This is a genomic window from Streptomyces sp. NRRL B-24484 (assembly GCF_000717715.1).
Classification (GTDB): domain Bacteria; phylum Actinomycetota; class Actinomycetes; order Streptomycetales; family Streptomycetaceae; genus Kitasatospora.
The window spans coordinates 1-15,292 of sequence record NZ_JOAI01000066.1; the positions used below are offsets into that span (position 1 = coordinate 1).

Genomic DNA, 15,292 nt, shown 5'->3' on the forward strand with positions numbered 1-15,292 from the left:
CGTCCGAGTAGTCCTTCATCGCCATCGGCGCTGTTCTCGCTTCCTCCGGATCAAGCAGATCCAGTATCAGCGTGTCCACCTCTCAGGGCGAAGGCCCTCGATCGGTCCGCGGGGGAGGATCCGCAGGCGGAGAAGGTCGAAGCCATAGCATCTGTACCAGTCCCTCTTGATCCGTTGTCGGTTCTGGTCGCGCAGTGGTGCCTGGTCATGTTGAACAACCGTTACCGGGCACCTCTGCCGGAACGTATGAGCACGCGTACTCAGACGCACACGGCACTCGGCCCGGTGGGTCTGGGCAGATACGCGCTATCTGGGCAGGAGCCCCGGTGCCAGAGTGCGGTCAGGCGGATGTGATCGGCCCTGGTCGCCCGAGGTGTGCGGTGGGGGTCCCTGTGACTGGAGTGTCGTATGACCGCGAGATCCTGGCTTCGTGTGCTGGTTGCCGGTGCCGCCATTCTCACGCTGGCCGGGTGCAGCAAGGAGGACCGTGCGGTGATGTTCGCGCCGGGCTGCCCCGAGGGACCCGCCGCGCGGCCGCTGCAGCGGGAGTTGCCGGCGGGCACCGCGTGGGCCTGGGGGAAGCCGTTCAACGCTCCTGCCGGGAGTTTCCAGGAGGGCGCGGTGCCGGGCCTGACCGATGTCGTCTCGATCGCGGACAGCGGCCACACCATTGTGGCCGTACGTGCCGACGGCACCGTGTGGTCCTACGGCACCAACGCCAGCGGCTCGCTCGGACGCGGCTCCCAGGAGCGGAGCTACGAGGCCGAGCCGCGGCAGGTCACGGGGGTCGGGCCGGCGCACGCGGTGTACAGCAGCGGGCCGACGTTCTACGTCGTCCTGCGGGACGGCACCGTGACGGCCTGGGGTTCGGACAGGTTCCTGGTCAAGGGAGGCCAGCAGGAAGGGTACGACGGGGTGGCCGTGCCCGAGCGGGTGTCCCGAGCCGGGAACGTGGTCGCGATGGGGCCGGGCCTCCTCAACACCTTCGCGCTGCGCTCGGACGGGCGGGTCCTCGGCTGGGGGATCAATGTCACCGATGTGCTGGGCGACCGGCACGGCACCCGCATCGGGACGGTCCCCGGTGTTGAGGGCGTCGTCGACGTGTCCGCGGCGGGTGGGGCCGTGGTGGCGGTGAAGGCGGACGGGAAGGTGTGCGCCTGGGGGAGCAACGTGCACGGCCTGCTGGGGGTCGAACCGGCTGGCGGCCAGTCCGCACGTCCGGTTCAGGTGGACGGCTTGAAGGGCGTCGTGCAGGTGGCCGGCGGATCGGACGTGGCGTACGCCCTGGACCGCGACGGTGTGGTGTGGGCGTGGGGCCGGGGCGTGAGCGGCGCGCTGGGCGACGGCGACACCTCCGACCACATCTCGGCGAAGCCGACCCGCGTGACCGGCCTCCCCAAGATGCGCCGGATTTCCGCCTTCGGGTTCACCGGGTACGCCATCGACACCGAGGGCGGCCTGTGGGCCTGGGGGTCCGACACGGACACCGCAAAGCACGCCAACGTACCGAAGAGCGCCGCCACGCCGGTACGCATCCCGCTGCCTGCGCCGGCTCTGGACGTGTCGTACCACCACGTGATCATCCAGGACCAGTGACCGAGCGACGAGCCTGTCATGGAGCCGTCTCCCCCACCTCCGCCGGGCCTGCCGCCCCGGCCCCGGGCAGCGCTGACGCGCGCCAGACAAGCTCTGGAGCGGAGCGGCACCCGCGACAACCAACGGAAGGCTGCACACCCACCCCGCAAGGGGTTCGGGACATGGCCCCCGGGCCATGTCCGCCAGCGGAGGTGCGGGCCGAGCGGGACGAACTCGCCGTCGCCGAGCGGGTCCTTGAGAGGGTGAGCGAACAGCTCGCCAACGAGCGCGCCTCGGTCGCGCCGACGCCGGGGCAGGTGGGCGGCCGGGCGGTGATGCTGATCCCGCACCACACGCCGGACATGGAGGAGACCATGCTCCCGCCGGACTACCAGCACATCCTCGCCGCCGTGCGGCAGGCCGCCGGTCCGGTCATGGCCCACCAGGTCGGCGAGATACTGGGAGTCGGCGTCATGAGGTCCGCGGCCCAAGTGCCCGCGGGCGAGCCGGGGGCGCTCGCGCCGGAGCGGCGCCGCGCGCTGGAGGAGATCGACCCGTGGTGGTGCCCCACCTGGCCGATCGTCTGGCGGCGCGCCTACGCGGTGGCCAGGGCGTGGTGGCTGGAGTGCGACGGCCGCGTGGACTGGGCGCAGCTGCCCGCGGAGACCGTGTTCGAGGGTGAGCAGCTCGGCCGCTGGATCGTGGCGCAGCGGGCCGGCTGGCCCGGCCTGGAGCAGGACCGGCAGGACCTGTTGACCGCGCTCGGCATCGAGCCCGACCCGGAGCTGGTGGCCGCAAAGGCCGCGGCCGAGGCCAAGCCGAAGACGTCCCGCGCGGACCGCTTTGCCCAGGGCCTGGCAGCCCTGGCACGGTTCGTCGAGCGGGAGGGCCACGTCCGGGTCCCGCGCCCACACCGCGAGGAGCTGGAGGTCGTGGTGGCCGGTCCTGGCGGGGAGGAAAACGTGCAGCTCGTGGCCGTGGGGCTGGGTGCATTCCTCAACAACACCAAGGCGGGGCGCGCCAAGCTGACAGCAGGGCAGCTCGGGCAGCTCGCCGAGCACGGCGTGGAGTGGGCATGAACGGCCCGGGCGAGGGCCGGGTGAGGATGTGTCACTGCGGAGACGCCGACAGCCTGGTGGCGGCGCCTGGCCGGTGCTGGGGGTCCGGGGCGCCAGGGGCAGGGTGTCCGTGGTGGCTGACATGATCAGCGGTGGGTCGGTTCCCTTCCATGTCGCGCTGCGGCGCCGGCGGGACCATGCTGCGGGGGTTGCCGGGTGAGTGAGTGGGAGTCCGATCCCGCGTGCCAGGCGGTATGGAGAGCGTTCGGGGATGGGGATTTGCTTGATCAGGTGGGAGGCTCTCTCGACGTTCGCGTGGTCGTGGCGGGCGTCCGTCCCGAGGTGAAGGACGGGTTCCTGCCGGAGGAGGTGCCCTGGGACCGCTTTCCTTATGGGGCCAGGGTCGGGGAGGTCCTGGAGCGGCTGCGCTCGGGAGCCCTTGCCGCCGCCCGTGGTGCCTTCCGCGCCCTCATTGGTCTGTGCGCCGATGACATGAGGGCCGCGGTGGCGCCGGCGGTGCCGTTCCTGATCCGGATCGCTGCCGACCCGGGCTCGGGCCACCGCGTCGAGGCCCTGGGTGTGGTGGCCGAGGTGGCACGGATGCGGCACCAGGGGGTGTGCACACGAGAGGACATGCTGCGGTTCCGTGACGACGACGAGTGGTCCTTCGAGGTCACCGGTTACCCGCAGAACTGGTCCGTGCAGGCCGCCCGCGAAGCTGTCACCGCGGACACCGATCTCCTCCTGCCCCTGCTCGACGACCCCGATGCCGCGGTGCGGATCGCCGCCGCCTACGTGCTGGCGGCCGCCCTCGACCGCGCACAGGACATCCGCACCGCCTTCCACGCCCGCCTGGACACCGAACCGGACCCGGCCGTACGCGCCGCGCTGGTGCTGGCGATCGCCCAGCTCGGCCGGGTACACCGGCACGAGCCCACGACGGTGTGGGCGCGGGACTGCTGGACCGACCCGGTACGGCCGCCAGAGGTCCGCGTGAGCGCCGCCCTCGGGTGGATGTGCCTGACCGACCTGCCCGTCCCCGACGAACTACGCGCCGTGCTGGAAGACCTCGCCACCGACGACACGGCCCTCCTGATGGCGCCGCTGCCGTGGATGCGCGCGGCCGAACGCCTCGACCGCGATGGCCTGTGCCGCTGCCTGCACGCCATGCTGCACTCCGACGCTCCTGACCCTGCGGGCTACTCGGACGACCCATGGGCCTGAGGGGTGGCGCAGCGGGCCAGCCAGCCCGGTCCGGAGGCGGACCAGCAGGGCCTGCTGGCGGCGGTCGGCGGCGAGGCGGACCAGGACCTGATCGAGGCGAAGACCGTGGCGGAGGCGTTCCGGGCGGAACACCTCCGGCAGGCCCTGGCTGCGCTCGCCGCGTTCGCCAAGCGGGGGAAGGACTGTTCCCGGTTCCGCGCCCGCGCAAGGAGCCGCTGGAGGTCGCGGTGGCCGGTCCCGATGGTGCGGGGAGAGCGCCAAGATCGTCCGTGCGGGGCTGGGTACGCGGTTGAACGATCTTGCGCGGCCCGGGCGCAGGCCGCGCGGCCGGAGGCTGGCTATCTGCGCCAGGCGGGTGGAGGCGGGCTATCTGCGCCAGGCGGGTGGAGGCGGGCAGCCTCGCATGTACTCGGGGCCCGCGGCCCGGGGGTAGCGGTAGTGGGTGTTGCTGAAGGGCCAGATCGTGCGCTGGTCCTGCGGTTTGGGGGCGAGGCGGCTTGAGCGGGCGCGGGGCTTGGGTGGCTGGGGTGGGCGCGGGCACGGGTCGGCCGGGAGAGTTTCCCCTCCCGGCCGGCCGTTGTGCTGTTCAGGTGTCAGGAGCAGTACACCTTGGGGTTGGCCCAGTCGGCGTGGTCGCTGCTGTTGCCGTCACCCCCGTCTCCGGCGGCAAGTTCGAGGACGGTGGTGCCGGTGGGGATGGTGACGTCGATGGTGGCTGCGGCCGTGTCGCTGCCGCGGCGGACCGGGGGGTTGGTGGTCAGGCTGGTGCCGTCGGCGCGGATGGTGAAGGTCACCGAGCCGTTGTTGCCGACCTCGTCGTCTACGCCGACGGTGGCGGTGAAGCGGTTGCAGTGGCCGCCGATGTAGAGGGTGACGCTGCTGTTCGCGTTGGTTCCGATGCCCAGGGTGTAGGGGGTTCCGGCGATGGTGAGGGTCTTGTTGTCGTTGCTCTTGTCGAGTTTGACCCCGCCGTTCCAGCTGTTGCTGGATGCCAGGAACGGCAGCTTGCTGACATCCGTGGTGGTGGTCGGGGCGGTCAGGTAGCGGAGGGTCCTGGTGTCGGTGAGCTGCTGGTTGGTGTTCTGCTGGGTGTAGGTGGCGGTGGTGGTGAGGGAGGAGATGGCGGGGAGCGTGCCGCTCGGGGCGGTGACGTTCCAGGTGCCGGTGAAGGAGGCGCCCGCGGCGACGCCGGCCGCGGTGGTGGGCCCGGTGGGCTGGGCGGTCCAGCCGGTGGGCAGGTTGAGGGCGAGGCTGATGTTCGAGGCGCTCTGCTGGCCGGCGGGCACGGCGAAGGCCGCCGAGACGGGGTAGCTGCCGGCCGGGGTGGCGTTGTCGGGCGTGCTCATTGTGAGCGTGGCGTTGTGTGCGGCCGGCATGGCCCAGGTGGTGGCGTCGTAGCCGGGGGCGGTGACCGGGGCGGGGTTGAGCGGGGAGGCGGTGGTGCCGAGGTTCTCCAGGGTCACGGTGCCGAGCCCGCCGTTGGTGTTGCCCTCGTTCCACAGGGCGATGGCGATGGTGTTGTCGCCCTGGGACTTGAGGATGCCGTTGGGCAGCGGGAACACGTGCTGCGGGCCGACGTTGTTGACGTAGTTGCCGAGCAGCCAGCCGTTGACGTAGATCAGTGCCCGGTACTTGTTGGTGGCGCTGTCGGCGATCTTCAGGCCGACGGAGGTGTCCTGGCCGGCCGGCAGGTTGAGCGTGGCCTTGGTGCGGTACCAGGTGACGCCGGGCGTGTTCTCGCGGGTGGCGAGGGTGGTGCTGGTCCAGGAGCTGTCCGGGAAGTCGGGCAGGGTCCAGCCGGCTCGCTCACCGTACAGACCGCCGGTGTTCATCGCACCGCGGGCCGGGTCGACCAGGTTCTCGCCGCCGCGGGCGCCCTGGATGCGCCAGGTGATCGCGGAGAGGGGGGCGCCTGTGACGAAGGCGCCGGTCAGGCCTCGGGCCTCCTTGTTGGAGTCGTCGGTACCCGGGTTTTGCTGGTGCCCCATGTTCGAGACGAGGACCGACACCTCGTTGTCGGCATTCGGCTTGAACACGTTGGCCGGGAAGGTGAAGTTGTTGTTCCCGTTGCCGGTGGTGCCGACGAAGGTGCCGTTCACCCACACCGAGTAGATACCGGTGCTTCCGGTGATCGCGGACAGGTTCACACCCGTGGCTGCCTGGGTGCCCGCGTTGAAGTGGCCTCGGTACCAGACGTCGCCGTAGTGGTAGCCGTAGTCGTCGGCGAACAGCACCGGCAGCGTGGCGGGCTTGGTGATGCTGTTGGAGCTGGTCTTGTCGGCGACCTTCCAGGAGGAGTCGTCGAATCCGGCCTGTGTCTCGGGCTGCTGCGTCGTGTGCTGCCAGTTCGTGAGCGCCGGGAGGGTGACGGCGGCCGGGCCGGGCAGGTTGCCGGCCGCGGACCCGCCGAGGCCGGGCGTGGTCGTCAGGGGTGCGCCGTTCCAGGTGATCGGGGCGGTGCCGTTCGCGAACACCTCGACGCTCTGCTGCGAGGCGCTGTCGCCGGTCAGGTCGAGGCGGCCGGCCTGCGGGGTGGCGGTGCGCAGCAGGTCGCTGCCGTAGACGAGGACGGGGCCGTTGGAGGTGTCGGCGCGCCAGAACTTCTTGGCGTTCTGGTCGTCGCCGAGCAGCAGCAGCAGGGGCCGTGTGGTGCCGGGTCCGCTGATCAGGACGCGGGCGAGGCCGCTGTGGGTGTAGTTGAGGCGCAGGTCGCCGGTGGAGGCGTCCCAGGTCTGGTTGGCGTTGCCGGCGAGGACCTGGACGGTCGGCTGCTGGGCGTAGTTGAGGACGGTTTCACCGGCCTGGCCGTTGCGGCCGTAGAGGACGGCGACGTCCTGGTTGCCGATCTGGGCGTGGGTGAGGATCTCGGAGGTGGAGTACTGCAGCTGGGTGGCGCCGAGCTTGTAGTCGGCGACGAGGATCTTGGAGTCGCGGCCGGCGAAGGTGATCGCGGCGCCCGTCTGCGGGACGGTCGGGTAGGTGCGGGTCTTGCCGGCGTCGAGGACGTCGATCGCGTCGATGGCGACGAAGGTGTTCTGGGCGGCGGCGTTCTTCTGCCCGGTGACGACGATTTTCAGCGTGTGGCTGCCGGCGGTGAGGCCGTCCTTGCTGAAGAGGGCCTGGTCCTTGAGCTCGGCGCCGGCGGTGTAGCTGTCGACGGTGGCGACCTTGGTGCCGTCGAGGTAGACGTCGGCGAGGCCGTGGTTGGCGGCTTTGGAGCCGATCCAGCGGACGGAGGTACCGGTGAAGGGGACGGTGAGGCTGCCGTTGGTCGTGTTGGACCACGACTCGGTGCGCTGGTACTCGCCGGCCGTGTAGCTCGCCTCGGCGCCGACGTGCGTCCAGTCCGGCGTGTACTGGAGCTGGGTGGTGGCGGCGTCGTCGTAGGTGTAGCCGGAGTGGTTGCCTCCGACCGTCAGCGTGAGGCTGGTGGAGTCGGTGGTGGTGGACGTGGAGTCCTTGTGCCGCAGCGTGTGGAACTGGGTACCGGTGTCGGGGTTGCGGCGGGCGGTGTCGGTGATCGCGGTCGAGTTGGTGAGCGCGGGGGCCGTCATCTTGTCGGTCTTGGTGATGGGGGTGACGCTCTGCAGGAAGTAGCCGATCAGCTTGTCCTGCTGGTAGCGGTCGGTCAGCTGGCGGGGCTCGGTGATGGCCGCGCCGTAGTCGTACGAGGTGTAGGTGCCGTTGACGGCCTGCCGGCCCCAGTTGGTGCCGCCGTACGTCATGTAGAAGCTCTGCATGGTCACGCCGGAGGCGATGTTGTTCTTGTAGTACACCGAGGCGAACTCGCTGTTCAGCTTCTGGCGGCACTTGTCGCCGTCCGAGCCGCCCCAGTAGTTGATCGAGCCGCCCTGGAACTCGGGGAGGAACAGCGGCTTGCCCGCGGGCTTATAGGTGGAGTAGTCCTTCACCTGCGTCCAGGTCGGGTCGGCGCAGTTGAACAGGAGCGGGTAGTCGTCCCAGCCGTCGATGTCGACGGGGCTGTTGGGGAAGTTGTAGGCGTCCCAGTGGTTTCCGGTCAGGGGGACGTTGATGCCCGCGTCGCGGGCCTTCTGCTTGAGGTGCGTCACGTAGTCGACGTCGGCGGGCGCGGTGTGGTCGAACTCGTTCTCGAGCTGGTAGGCGATGACCGTGCCCTGGCCGGTGGTGAGCTGGTGGCGGGCGATGATCGGGTTGATGTGGTCGAGCCACTCGTCGGCGTTGGCGAGGTGGTCCGGGTCGGTGCTCTTCTCGTGCCCGGGTGTGGTGTTCAGCCAGGCGGGGTAGCCGCCGCCGTCGACCTCGGCCTGGATGTAGGGGCCGGGCCGGGCGATGACGTAGATGCCGACCTCGTTGGCGATGTCGAGGAGCTTGTCGACGTCGCGTACCCCGGTGAAGTCGTAGACGCCCTTCTTCGGTGAGTGGTAGGCCCAGTCGAAGTAGAGGGAGACCGCGTTGAAGCCGCCGGACTTCATCTTCTGCAGCACGTCGCGCCACAGGTCGGGGCTGGGCAGGCGGAAGTAGTGGAACTCGCCGCCCCAGATGTAGGTGGGCTTGTCGTCAATCCTGAGCGAGTAGTTGTCCCAGGTGACGGTGTGTGTGGTGGGGGTCGCTGCCAGGGCGGCGGCCGGCGCGGCCTGGGCGGATACGGTGCCGGCGAGTCCGCCGAGCGTCATGGCCGCGCTGACCAGCAGGGCGGGGATCGCCCTGTGACCGGTTCTGCGCATAGCTTCTCCTGTGGTGCTGTGGGTGGGGGTTCCCGGCGGTTGCGCTGCCGGAAGTTGGTGCTGCGGGCCGGTGCGCCGGGGCGAGGCCCGGGTGTACTGCCCGGCGGGGAATCGTCCTCGGCGGGGGATGCTCCCGGCGGGCGGCCCGCCCGTTCCCGGGGCTGCGGCACTTCCTGCGGAAGTCGGCTCGCGCCGCGCCGGCCCAGGGCGGCAATGCGGTGCCCGAGCCGCCCCGCCCGGATGGCGGGCCTCGGTTGGTCCAGGGGTGTCAGGTGCAGCTGACGCCGGCGGCCTTCCAGGTGGTGGCGTCGACCACGGTGGTCTTGGCGAAGGCCTCCTTGGGGAAGTCCCTGCCATTCCTGAGCTTGTCGTACATCGTCTGCACCGCCAGGGCGCCGACGTCCTTGCCGTTGATGAACAGGGCCGCCTTCATCCCGGAGGGCTTGCCGCCGCTCCAGTCCTTGCACGCCAGGTAGGCACCCAGGCCGACACCGATCACGTTGTCGGCGCTGACCCCGGCGTTCTCCATCGCGGTGACGCCGCCCTGCACGTTCTCGTCGTTGCAGCCCCACAGCACCCAGTGCTTGACATCCGGGTTCGCCGTGATCGTCGCGGCGATCTTGTCCTGCGCGCCGGTCGGGGAGTTGTCCGTCGGGACGTCGATCTTCTGGATGCTCGCCCCGGCGTCGGCGATGAAAGCGTCCTTGGCGGCATTCACCCGGTCGGTGCAGACGGTGACGTCCTGCTTCCAGGCGGAGATGATCCGGGTGTCGGCCTGCTCCCAGCCGGCCTTCTTGAACTCCTGGGCGGCGCGCTTGCCCACCTCGCTGCCCATCTGGGTGCCGGAGAAGCCTATCCGCGGCACCAGGTCACCCTCGCTGCACGCGGACGGGTCGGGATCACTCGCGCAGATCTGGTCGTCGGACGCCAGCAGCGCCGCCTTCGCGCCCCGGGCCAGTTCGGCGACCTGCGGGCCGACGGCCGGGTCCGGCACCACGACGATCAGGCCGTCGGACTTCTGAGCGATTGCCGACTGCACCTCACTGACGGTCTTGTTCGCGTCGGTGCCCAGATTCACCACCGTCAGGTCGATGCCCAGCTCGGCCGCCTTCGCCCTCGCACCGGCCGCCTCGCCGACGAAGTACTCCTGGTCACCCTGCTTCTGCAGGTAGGTGATCGAGATCTTGCCGTTGATCCTGGCGTCCGGGTCCGACGCGGAGGCCCCCGGATACCGGCCGGCGGAACAGGCGACCAGACCGACAGCGAGCACGAGGCCCAGGGTGCCGACGGGTCGGGGACGCGATCGGTGCATGGTGGCTCCTTGGGGCGACATCGGCTCGCGACCCAGCAGTACAACATAAAAGCTCACATAAACGAACATATATCAACTGGATCAAACGTGATGGGACCAGGAAACGCGCCGTTGACGCGACCGTCAAGGGCCACGACGCCCCACCTTGCGAAAATTGGCCCATTTCGCGCACTTGACGCATAGTCGGTCACTGACGTGTCGATGCGGATTTCCATTAGACTGGTCTGGACCATTAGGCGCGGTCGGGTCGGAGGCCGCGGCACGGCAGAGGTGGCACGTGGGCGGCCCGTTCGCCGTCCCACTGACACGAAAAGTTCAGAGTGTGTGAGGTCAGACCGCCGTGATGGGTTCGAAGCGGAGGGTCAGGCCGAGGCTGTTGACTTCCTTGATCATGCGGCGCATGGCGCGTTCGGGGTTGCGCTTGGCGAAGTAGTCGGCGCCCAGTTCGCGGTGGGGGACCTGGTCGTGGAGCACGTGCCAGATGGCGATGGCGAGCTTGTGCATGACGGCGGCCAGAGCGCGTTTCGCGCCGCGGCGGGCGGCGACGCGGCGGTAGAACACGGCGAGATAGGAGTCCTTGTTGCGGACTGCGGCCATGGCGGCGACCCCGAGCAGTCGCTTGAGGTTGGTGTTGCCGTGCCGGGTGCGCGCGGAGCGGTTCACTTGGCCTTGGAGTAGGCGGATCCGGCGGCAACGGCGGCCAGGGCGACGCCGTCAACGGGGCGGGGATGGTCACGAGGACGGCGGCGATGCCGAGCGGGGTCGCGGAGGCCATGCCGTCCATCAGCAGCCAGGCCCCGGCGCCGGTCGCCCAGGCCGGGACGGTGCGGCTGTCGGGCAGCACGCCGGCCGGGGGCAGCGCCGGCATCACGCCCAACCACCGGCCGCGAGGCGGGTCGCGAAGCTGGCCTGAGTGGCAAGAACGGCGCCGGTGGTCGACCCTCCGGGTGCTGCGATGGCCGGGCCAGCGGCCATGGCAGTGATCGCAGAGATCAGGACAGCCCACGGCCCGATGTTCGCGGGTTGTTCGGGGCGGTCCCGGTGCCTGCCGAACAAACAAAACCGCAGCTAGACCTGTGGATGCACGCTCCACCACCGAGTGAGAGACGAGGAAGCGATGCGTCCCAGGAACATGCTGCGGTGTCTGCTCGCGGGTGCCGCCACGGCGGCCGTGGCCCTCGCGGGCCTGATCCAGGCGAGCCCGGCCGCCGCGAGCGGCGAGTACGGGCCGGACACGTGCCGCGTCGGGTACGTCTGGCGCGAGGCCACCCCCACCGACCACGTCTGCGTCACCCCCGCCACCCGCGCCCAGGCCTGGTCCGACAACGCCCACGCCGCCGAACGCCGCGCCCCCGACATCTCCCCGAACTGCCGCAGCGAAGGCGGCCTGCCCACCGACCGGGTGACACCGCGGCAGGCGGTGCGCTGCTCTGCCAGTGGTTACTGGCGGGCCACGATCACCGCCTTCGTCCACAACTACTGGGTGTTCGGCTCCGACGCCGGATCCTCGGTGAAGGTCGAGCACTTCGAGAACGGGCAGTGGGTCGAACGCCCCGCGCGAGTGATCACCGCCCACAACGAGTACCTGCCGCGCCGCGCCGGCGACACCGGCAACAGCGACTGCCCTCCGGGAACCTGCTTCGTCGCTCCCCCGCCCCGCGACTGCCGCACCGAGAACAACGCGACCCTCGACTGCCGCGACTACGCCTTCGGCACCGGCGGCATCGTCCTCAACGCCCGCTCCGTGCGCGCCGCCGCGACCGGCACCTTCGGCAACGGCGAACTGTTCACCCTGCCCGTCGTCGTCGACTCCTTCTGACCCCACCCACGGCGGTTCGTCGACCGGCCCGAACCACGTGAACGGCAAGGCAGCACCGCGCTCCGCGCAGCCGAGCACAGTCCCACGACACCGCGCCCCCGCCATGCTGCGCCGCTCGCGCCGGCCGGAGGTCTCCGGCCGGCGCGAGCGGCGCAGCGGTGCCAGGTCCGCAGGGGCCCGGCCGACAGGCCGGCCCGGCAGGGACGGCTTGTCGGGCCGGGGCGGCTGCGAACGGACCCCGAACAGCGAACGGCGAACAAATGGGGCGAACAGCACCCGGGCTCCGCCGCCGCGTCACTACGCTGGGCCCCGGACCCGCCGCACCATCGCAGGAGAACCAATTGGGGCGCAGGAAAAGGCCGTTGGACCCGGAGAAGGGGCCCGTCGAAGCCTTCGCCGCCGAACTGCGGCGGATCAGGGACGGGGCCGGCGAGCCGCCGTACCGCGAGATGGCGAAGAAGGCGCACCTTGCCTACAACACCCTCTCCGAGGCCGACAAGGGCGTGGCCCTGCCCACCCTCACAACGGTGCTCGCCTACGCCAGGGCCTGCGCCGCCGGCCCGGACACGGTGGCCGCCCTGCAAGAGCAGTGGCACCAGGCCCAGGCCCGCCTCCGGGCCGCGGCCGGCACCCCGCTGCCGGACCGCCCGGCCCCGGACCCGACAGCCATCCCCGCCACGGCCACGCCCCCGGCGCACCCTGCTGACCCCGGCCCCTGGGATGTGCCCGGCACCGCCGGTGCCCGGACACCGGTGGCGGACGACCGGCAGGAACACGCGGCCGGCAGGGAGCCGAACGCCCCGGCCGCACAGCCGGACCCGGCCCGGCACAGCCACCAGGCCGAACACGTCCCGCTGCCGCCACACGGCGCGAACACAGACACACCCGCACCGGACAGCGCAGCCCCGGAGCCTGCCGACACCGCGGGCAGCGGCAATCCGGGAACCGCCGCATCCGGCGGGACGCAGCCGGATGCGGAAGACGGCCGGCCGACGGCCGGCACAGAAGCCGGACCGGATCAGGCCCACACTCCTCAAGGCCGGCACCCCGCGCCGGGGAACCCGGCCGAGGCCGGCACGACGGCGCGTCAGGAGTCGGTGCCGAACGGCCCGGACCCGGCGTCCGGCCCGGCCGCACCCCCGGTCCCCGTCGCCGGTACGGACCCAGCAGGCCCGCCGGCCGCCGCCGACGGCACCGAGCCACACGAGGACCAGGCCCCGCCGCCCGCCACAACCACCCACCGGAATGCAGCTTGCGGGGCTGTACCGCCCCGCAAGCAGGCACCGCGCGGCCGCGGAACCACCCCACTGGTTTCCTCAGCCGAGGCCGCCGAAACAGCCACCGCAGCAGCAGTCGGCGAACCGACCATGCCCACCGCCGACGCCCCACCGACGCCGAGCAGGGACAGCAGTCCCCAGAGCGGCGACCGCCGCACGAACACCGACCTGCCCGAATCCCGCCCGCTGCCCGCCGCAACACGCACACGCCGGCCCCGCACCGCCATGGCCATCGCCACGGTGGCCGCCCTCGTAGCGGGCACCGTGGCAGCCGCAGTCGTGCTCACCTCCGGAACACTGCACCGCGACCGCGGCGCCACAGCCCTTCCCTCCCCCGGCCAGACCGCGACCCGCACCGGCACCGGCACCGGCACCGGCACCGGGAATCCGACCGCCCCGGCACCGACACCAGCGACCGACACGTCCCTGCCGAACGGCGCTCCCCCGCCCAACGGTGCCGCCGCAACCGCCGGCACCGAAAACCCCTACGACTACACACCACCCCCAGGCACCGCGATCCCCATCCCCACCGTGTCCCGGACACCCACAACAGCACCCACTTCACCCAGACCGGCACCCGACGGCGCAGCCCCGCCCGCCGGCCCGTCCGACATCCCCAACGAGGAACGCAACGTCACCCTGAACGCCACCCAGCCCGGCTACCGCTCGGTCGGAATCGACTACTGGGGCCAGCAACTCGACAACCCCAACAGCAACCCCAACGGCGACCTGTGGATCACCACCGACCACCTCTACACCACCAACGGCGCCGCCGTCGCCCCCATCGAAACCACCCCCGACGCCACCCGCACCCGCTGCACCAGCGCCACCACCTGGACCACCCGCATCGACCTCACCGCACTCCACACCGGCGACCAGCTCTGCGCCCACAGCACCGAAGGCCGCTACGCCGTCATCCGCATCACCGCCCTGCCCGCCACCGGCCCCAGCGGCAACCTCGTCTTTCACGGCCTCGTCTGGAAGAACCCCCTGTAGCCAGCGGCCCCCTGCAACTCCGCCGGCTGTGCGGCCTCCACGGCCTCGGCCGAGACGGTCACGTCTGTCATCAGGTGCTACTTCCTTGATCGGGAGTTACACCGTTCTTTCAGACCCTGACCACGAGGCCGCCCGCCCCGCTTACCGCACGACTTGCCCATCGGGCTGGCGGTAAGCGCGCCGGGACTGCCCCACGTCCGCAGCCCGGGCGTTGTCCACGCGATGAGCGGAGCACCGGGACTCCCCCGGGGTCCCGGCCGAGAGCCCACGGCATCCAAGACCGCCTCGAATTGGGGATGGCCACGGTCCTGAGCTGGGAGCTTCCCCGACATTCGGCGATCACTTACGCGGCCCTGGCCGCGGTTGGCCGCGGCCGGATCGGGCGGGCCGGCCCAGCGGCCGTCACGAGGGGGCGGATGGACTGCTGGTCCATGCCGCCCCGGTGCGCGTCGGCACAGCAGGTCACAGAGTGGCGAAGCGGAGCACGATCAGAGCGACGGAGACCACGGTGAGGACCGCTGCCGGGGGTGCGCCCTTGTGGTCGCCGACACGCAGGTGGGAGGCGACCGCCCCGGCGAAATAGAGCGTCAGACCGATCGCGGCGGCGATCCCGACAAGTCCCCACCAGAGTCCGGCGATCGCACCGGCCGCGCCGGCGACCTGAGCGCCGATCAGAAAGGCCATCATGCCCTGCGGCACCCCGAGCGTCGACATCTGCTCGGTGATGTGGCGCGTCCGCAGGGACTTGGCCCCCGCCGACACCAGGAGAACCGCCGACACGAACAGGGTGACGACGACAAGGGAGACGAACACGGCTGGAACCTCAATCATGCGAGATGCGGGCAAGGGACGTGCGCACCCCGACGACGATAGGCGGCCGTCAGGTACCTCCAGGTAACGTTCAGGGCATGAGCCTGCGCCCCGGAATCGCCTTCCTCGCCGACTGCCCCGCTCTCCTGGCCATGGAGATCATCGCCAGCAAGTGGTCCATGGTCACGCTCTTCGCGCTGACCGACGGCCCGCTGCGCCACGGCGAGCTGGTCGAGCTGAGCGGCGGCATCTCGCGCAAGGTACTGACCCAGACACTCCGCCGACTCCAGGCCAACGGGCTCGTCGAGCGACACGCGTACGCCGAGGCACCGCCGCGCGTGGAGTACAACCTGACCGATCTCGGGCGAACCCTGGAGGAACCCATCAGGATGCTCACCGCATGGGCGCGGGAGAACGGCGAGGCGGTCGTCACCTTCCGGGAAGCAGCCGAGGGGGGCGAGGACCGGCGAGGCTGACCAGGCGACCCCGATGAAAGCCCCACCGCCCGCCCGGTC

The 15,292-nt window shown here is 70.9% G+C and carries 10 protein-coding genes; 6 read left to right on the forward strand and 4 right to left on the reverse strand.

Annotated elements, in window-relative coordinates; genetic code table 11:
* Window positions 1-408 precede the first annotated feature (408 nt).
* The 3 genes from IE98_RS0137770 (at window position 409) to IE98_RS47275 (ending at window position 3,857) form a co-directional block, all read left to right on the forward strand.
* Window positions 409-1,596 (forward strand): RCC1 domain-containing protein, encoded by a 1,188-nt coding sequence (locus IE98_RS0137770; protein ID WP_030276743.1) that lies wholly within the window; start codon window positions 409-411, stop codon window positions 1,594-1,596.
* Window positions 1,597-1,757: 161 nt separating this feature from the next.
* Window positions 1,758-2,654, forward strand: a complete 897-nt coding sequence (locus tag IE98_RS51500) for a helicase associated domain-containing protein (protein ID WP_234443840.1) — start codon at window positions 1,758-1,760, stop codon at window positions 2,652-2,654.
* Window positions 2,655-2,924: 270 nt separating this feature from the next.
* Window positions 2,925-3,857, forward strand: a complete 933-nt coding sequence (locus IE98_RS47275) for a HEAT repeat domain-containing protein (RefSeq protein ID WP_234443841.1) — start codon at window positions 2,925-2,927, stop codon at window positions 3,855-3,857.
* Between the two features lie 593 nt (window positions 3,858-4,450).
* Here the strand turns inward: IE98_RS47275 and IE98_RS0137790 are convergent.
* From IE98_RS0137790 to IE98_RS45470, 3 genes are all read right to left on the reverse strand, one after another.
* On the reverse strand, window positions 4,451-8,563 hold the full coding sequence (locus IE98_RS0137790; RefSeq protein ID WP_030276751.1) for a beta-galactosidase: 4,113 nt from the start codon (window positions 8,561-8,563) through the stop codon (window positions 4,451-4,453).
* Between the two features lie 268 nt (window positions 8,564-8,831).
* Complete coding sequence (locus tag IE98_RS0137795) at window positions 8,832-9,875, reverse strand: substrate-binding domain-containing protein (protein ID WP_052391491.1); 1,044 nt, start codon at window positions 9,873-9,875, stop codon at window positions 8,832-8,834.
* A 330-nt stretch (window positions 9,876-10,205) separates the two neighbouring features.
* Window positions 10,206-10,538 (reverse strand): hypothetical protein, encoded by a 333-nt coding sequence (locus IE98_RS45470; RefSeq protein ID WP_052391492.1) that lies wholly within the window; start codon window positions 10,536-10,538, stop codon window positions 10,206-10,208.
* Window positions 10,539-10,992: 454 nt separating this feature from the next.
* Between IE98_RS45470 and IE98_RS45475 the strand changes: the two genes are divergently transcribed.
* Entirely contained in the window at window positions 10,993-11,694 is a 702-nt protein-coding gene (locus IE98_RS45475) for a hypothetical protein (protein ID WP_159401183.1), read from the forward strand.
* A gap of 362 nt (window positions 11,695-12,056) precedes the next feature.
* On the forward strand, window positions 12,057-13,967 hold the full coding sequence (locus tag IE98_RS0137810; RefSeq protein WP_030276759.1) for a transcriptional regulator: 1,911 nt from the start codon (window positions 12,057-12,059) through the stop codon (window positions 13,965-13,967).
* 462 nt (window positions 13,968-14,429) lie between these two features.
* On the opposite strand, the gene IE98_RS0137820 is transcribed toward IE98_RS0137810, so the two are convergent.
* Entirely contained in the window at window positions 14,430-14,780 is a 351-nt protein-coding gene (locus tag IE98_RS0137820; protein WP_030276761.1) for a DoxX family protein, read from the reverse strand.
* A 95-nt stretch (window positions 14,781-14,875) separates the two neighbouring features.
* Here IE98_RS0137820 and IE98_RS0137825 point away from each other — a divergent pair, with 95 nt between their 5' ends.
* Window positions 14,876-15,253 (forward strand): winged helix-turn-helix transcriptional regulator, encoded by a 378-nt coding sequence (locus IE98_RS0137825; RefSeq protein ID WP_030276763.1) that lies wholly within the window; start codon window positions 14,876-14,878, stop codon window positions 15,251-15,253.
* Window positions 15,254-15,292 lie beyond the last annotated feature (39 nt).

Excerpts from the sequence above, each read along its gene's own strand:
- IE98_RS0137770 (WP_030276743.1), top strand. The coding sequence starts at position 409 with ATGACCGCGAGATCCTGGCTTCGTGTGCTGGTTGCCGGTGCCGCCATT.
- IE98_RS51500 (WP_234443840.1), top strand. The coding sequence starts at position 1,758 with ATGGCCCCCGGGCCATGTCCGCCAGCGGAGGTGCGGGCCGAGCGGGAC.
- IE98_RS0137790 (WP_030276751.1), bottom strand. The coding sequence starts at position 8,563 with ATGCGCAGAACCGGTCACAGGGCGATCCCCGCCCTGCTGGTCAGCGCG.
- IE98_RS0137795 (WP_052391491.1), bottom strand. The coding sequence starts at position 9,875 with ATGCACCGATCGCGTCCCCGACCCGTCGGCACCCTGGGCCTCGTGCTC.
- IE98_RS45475 (WP_159401183.1), top strand. The coding sequence starts at position 10,993 with ATGCGTCCCAGGAACATGCTGCGGTGTCTGCTCGCGGGTGCCGCCACG.
- IE98_RS0137825 (WP_030276763.1), top strand. The coding sequence starts at position 14,876 with ATGAGCCTGCGCCCCGGAATCGCCTTCCTCGCCGACTGCCCCGCTCTC.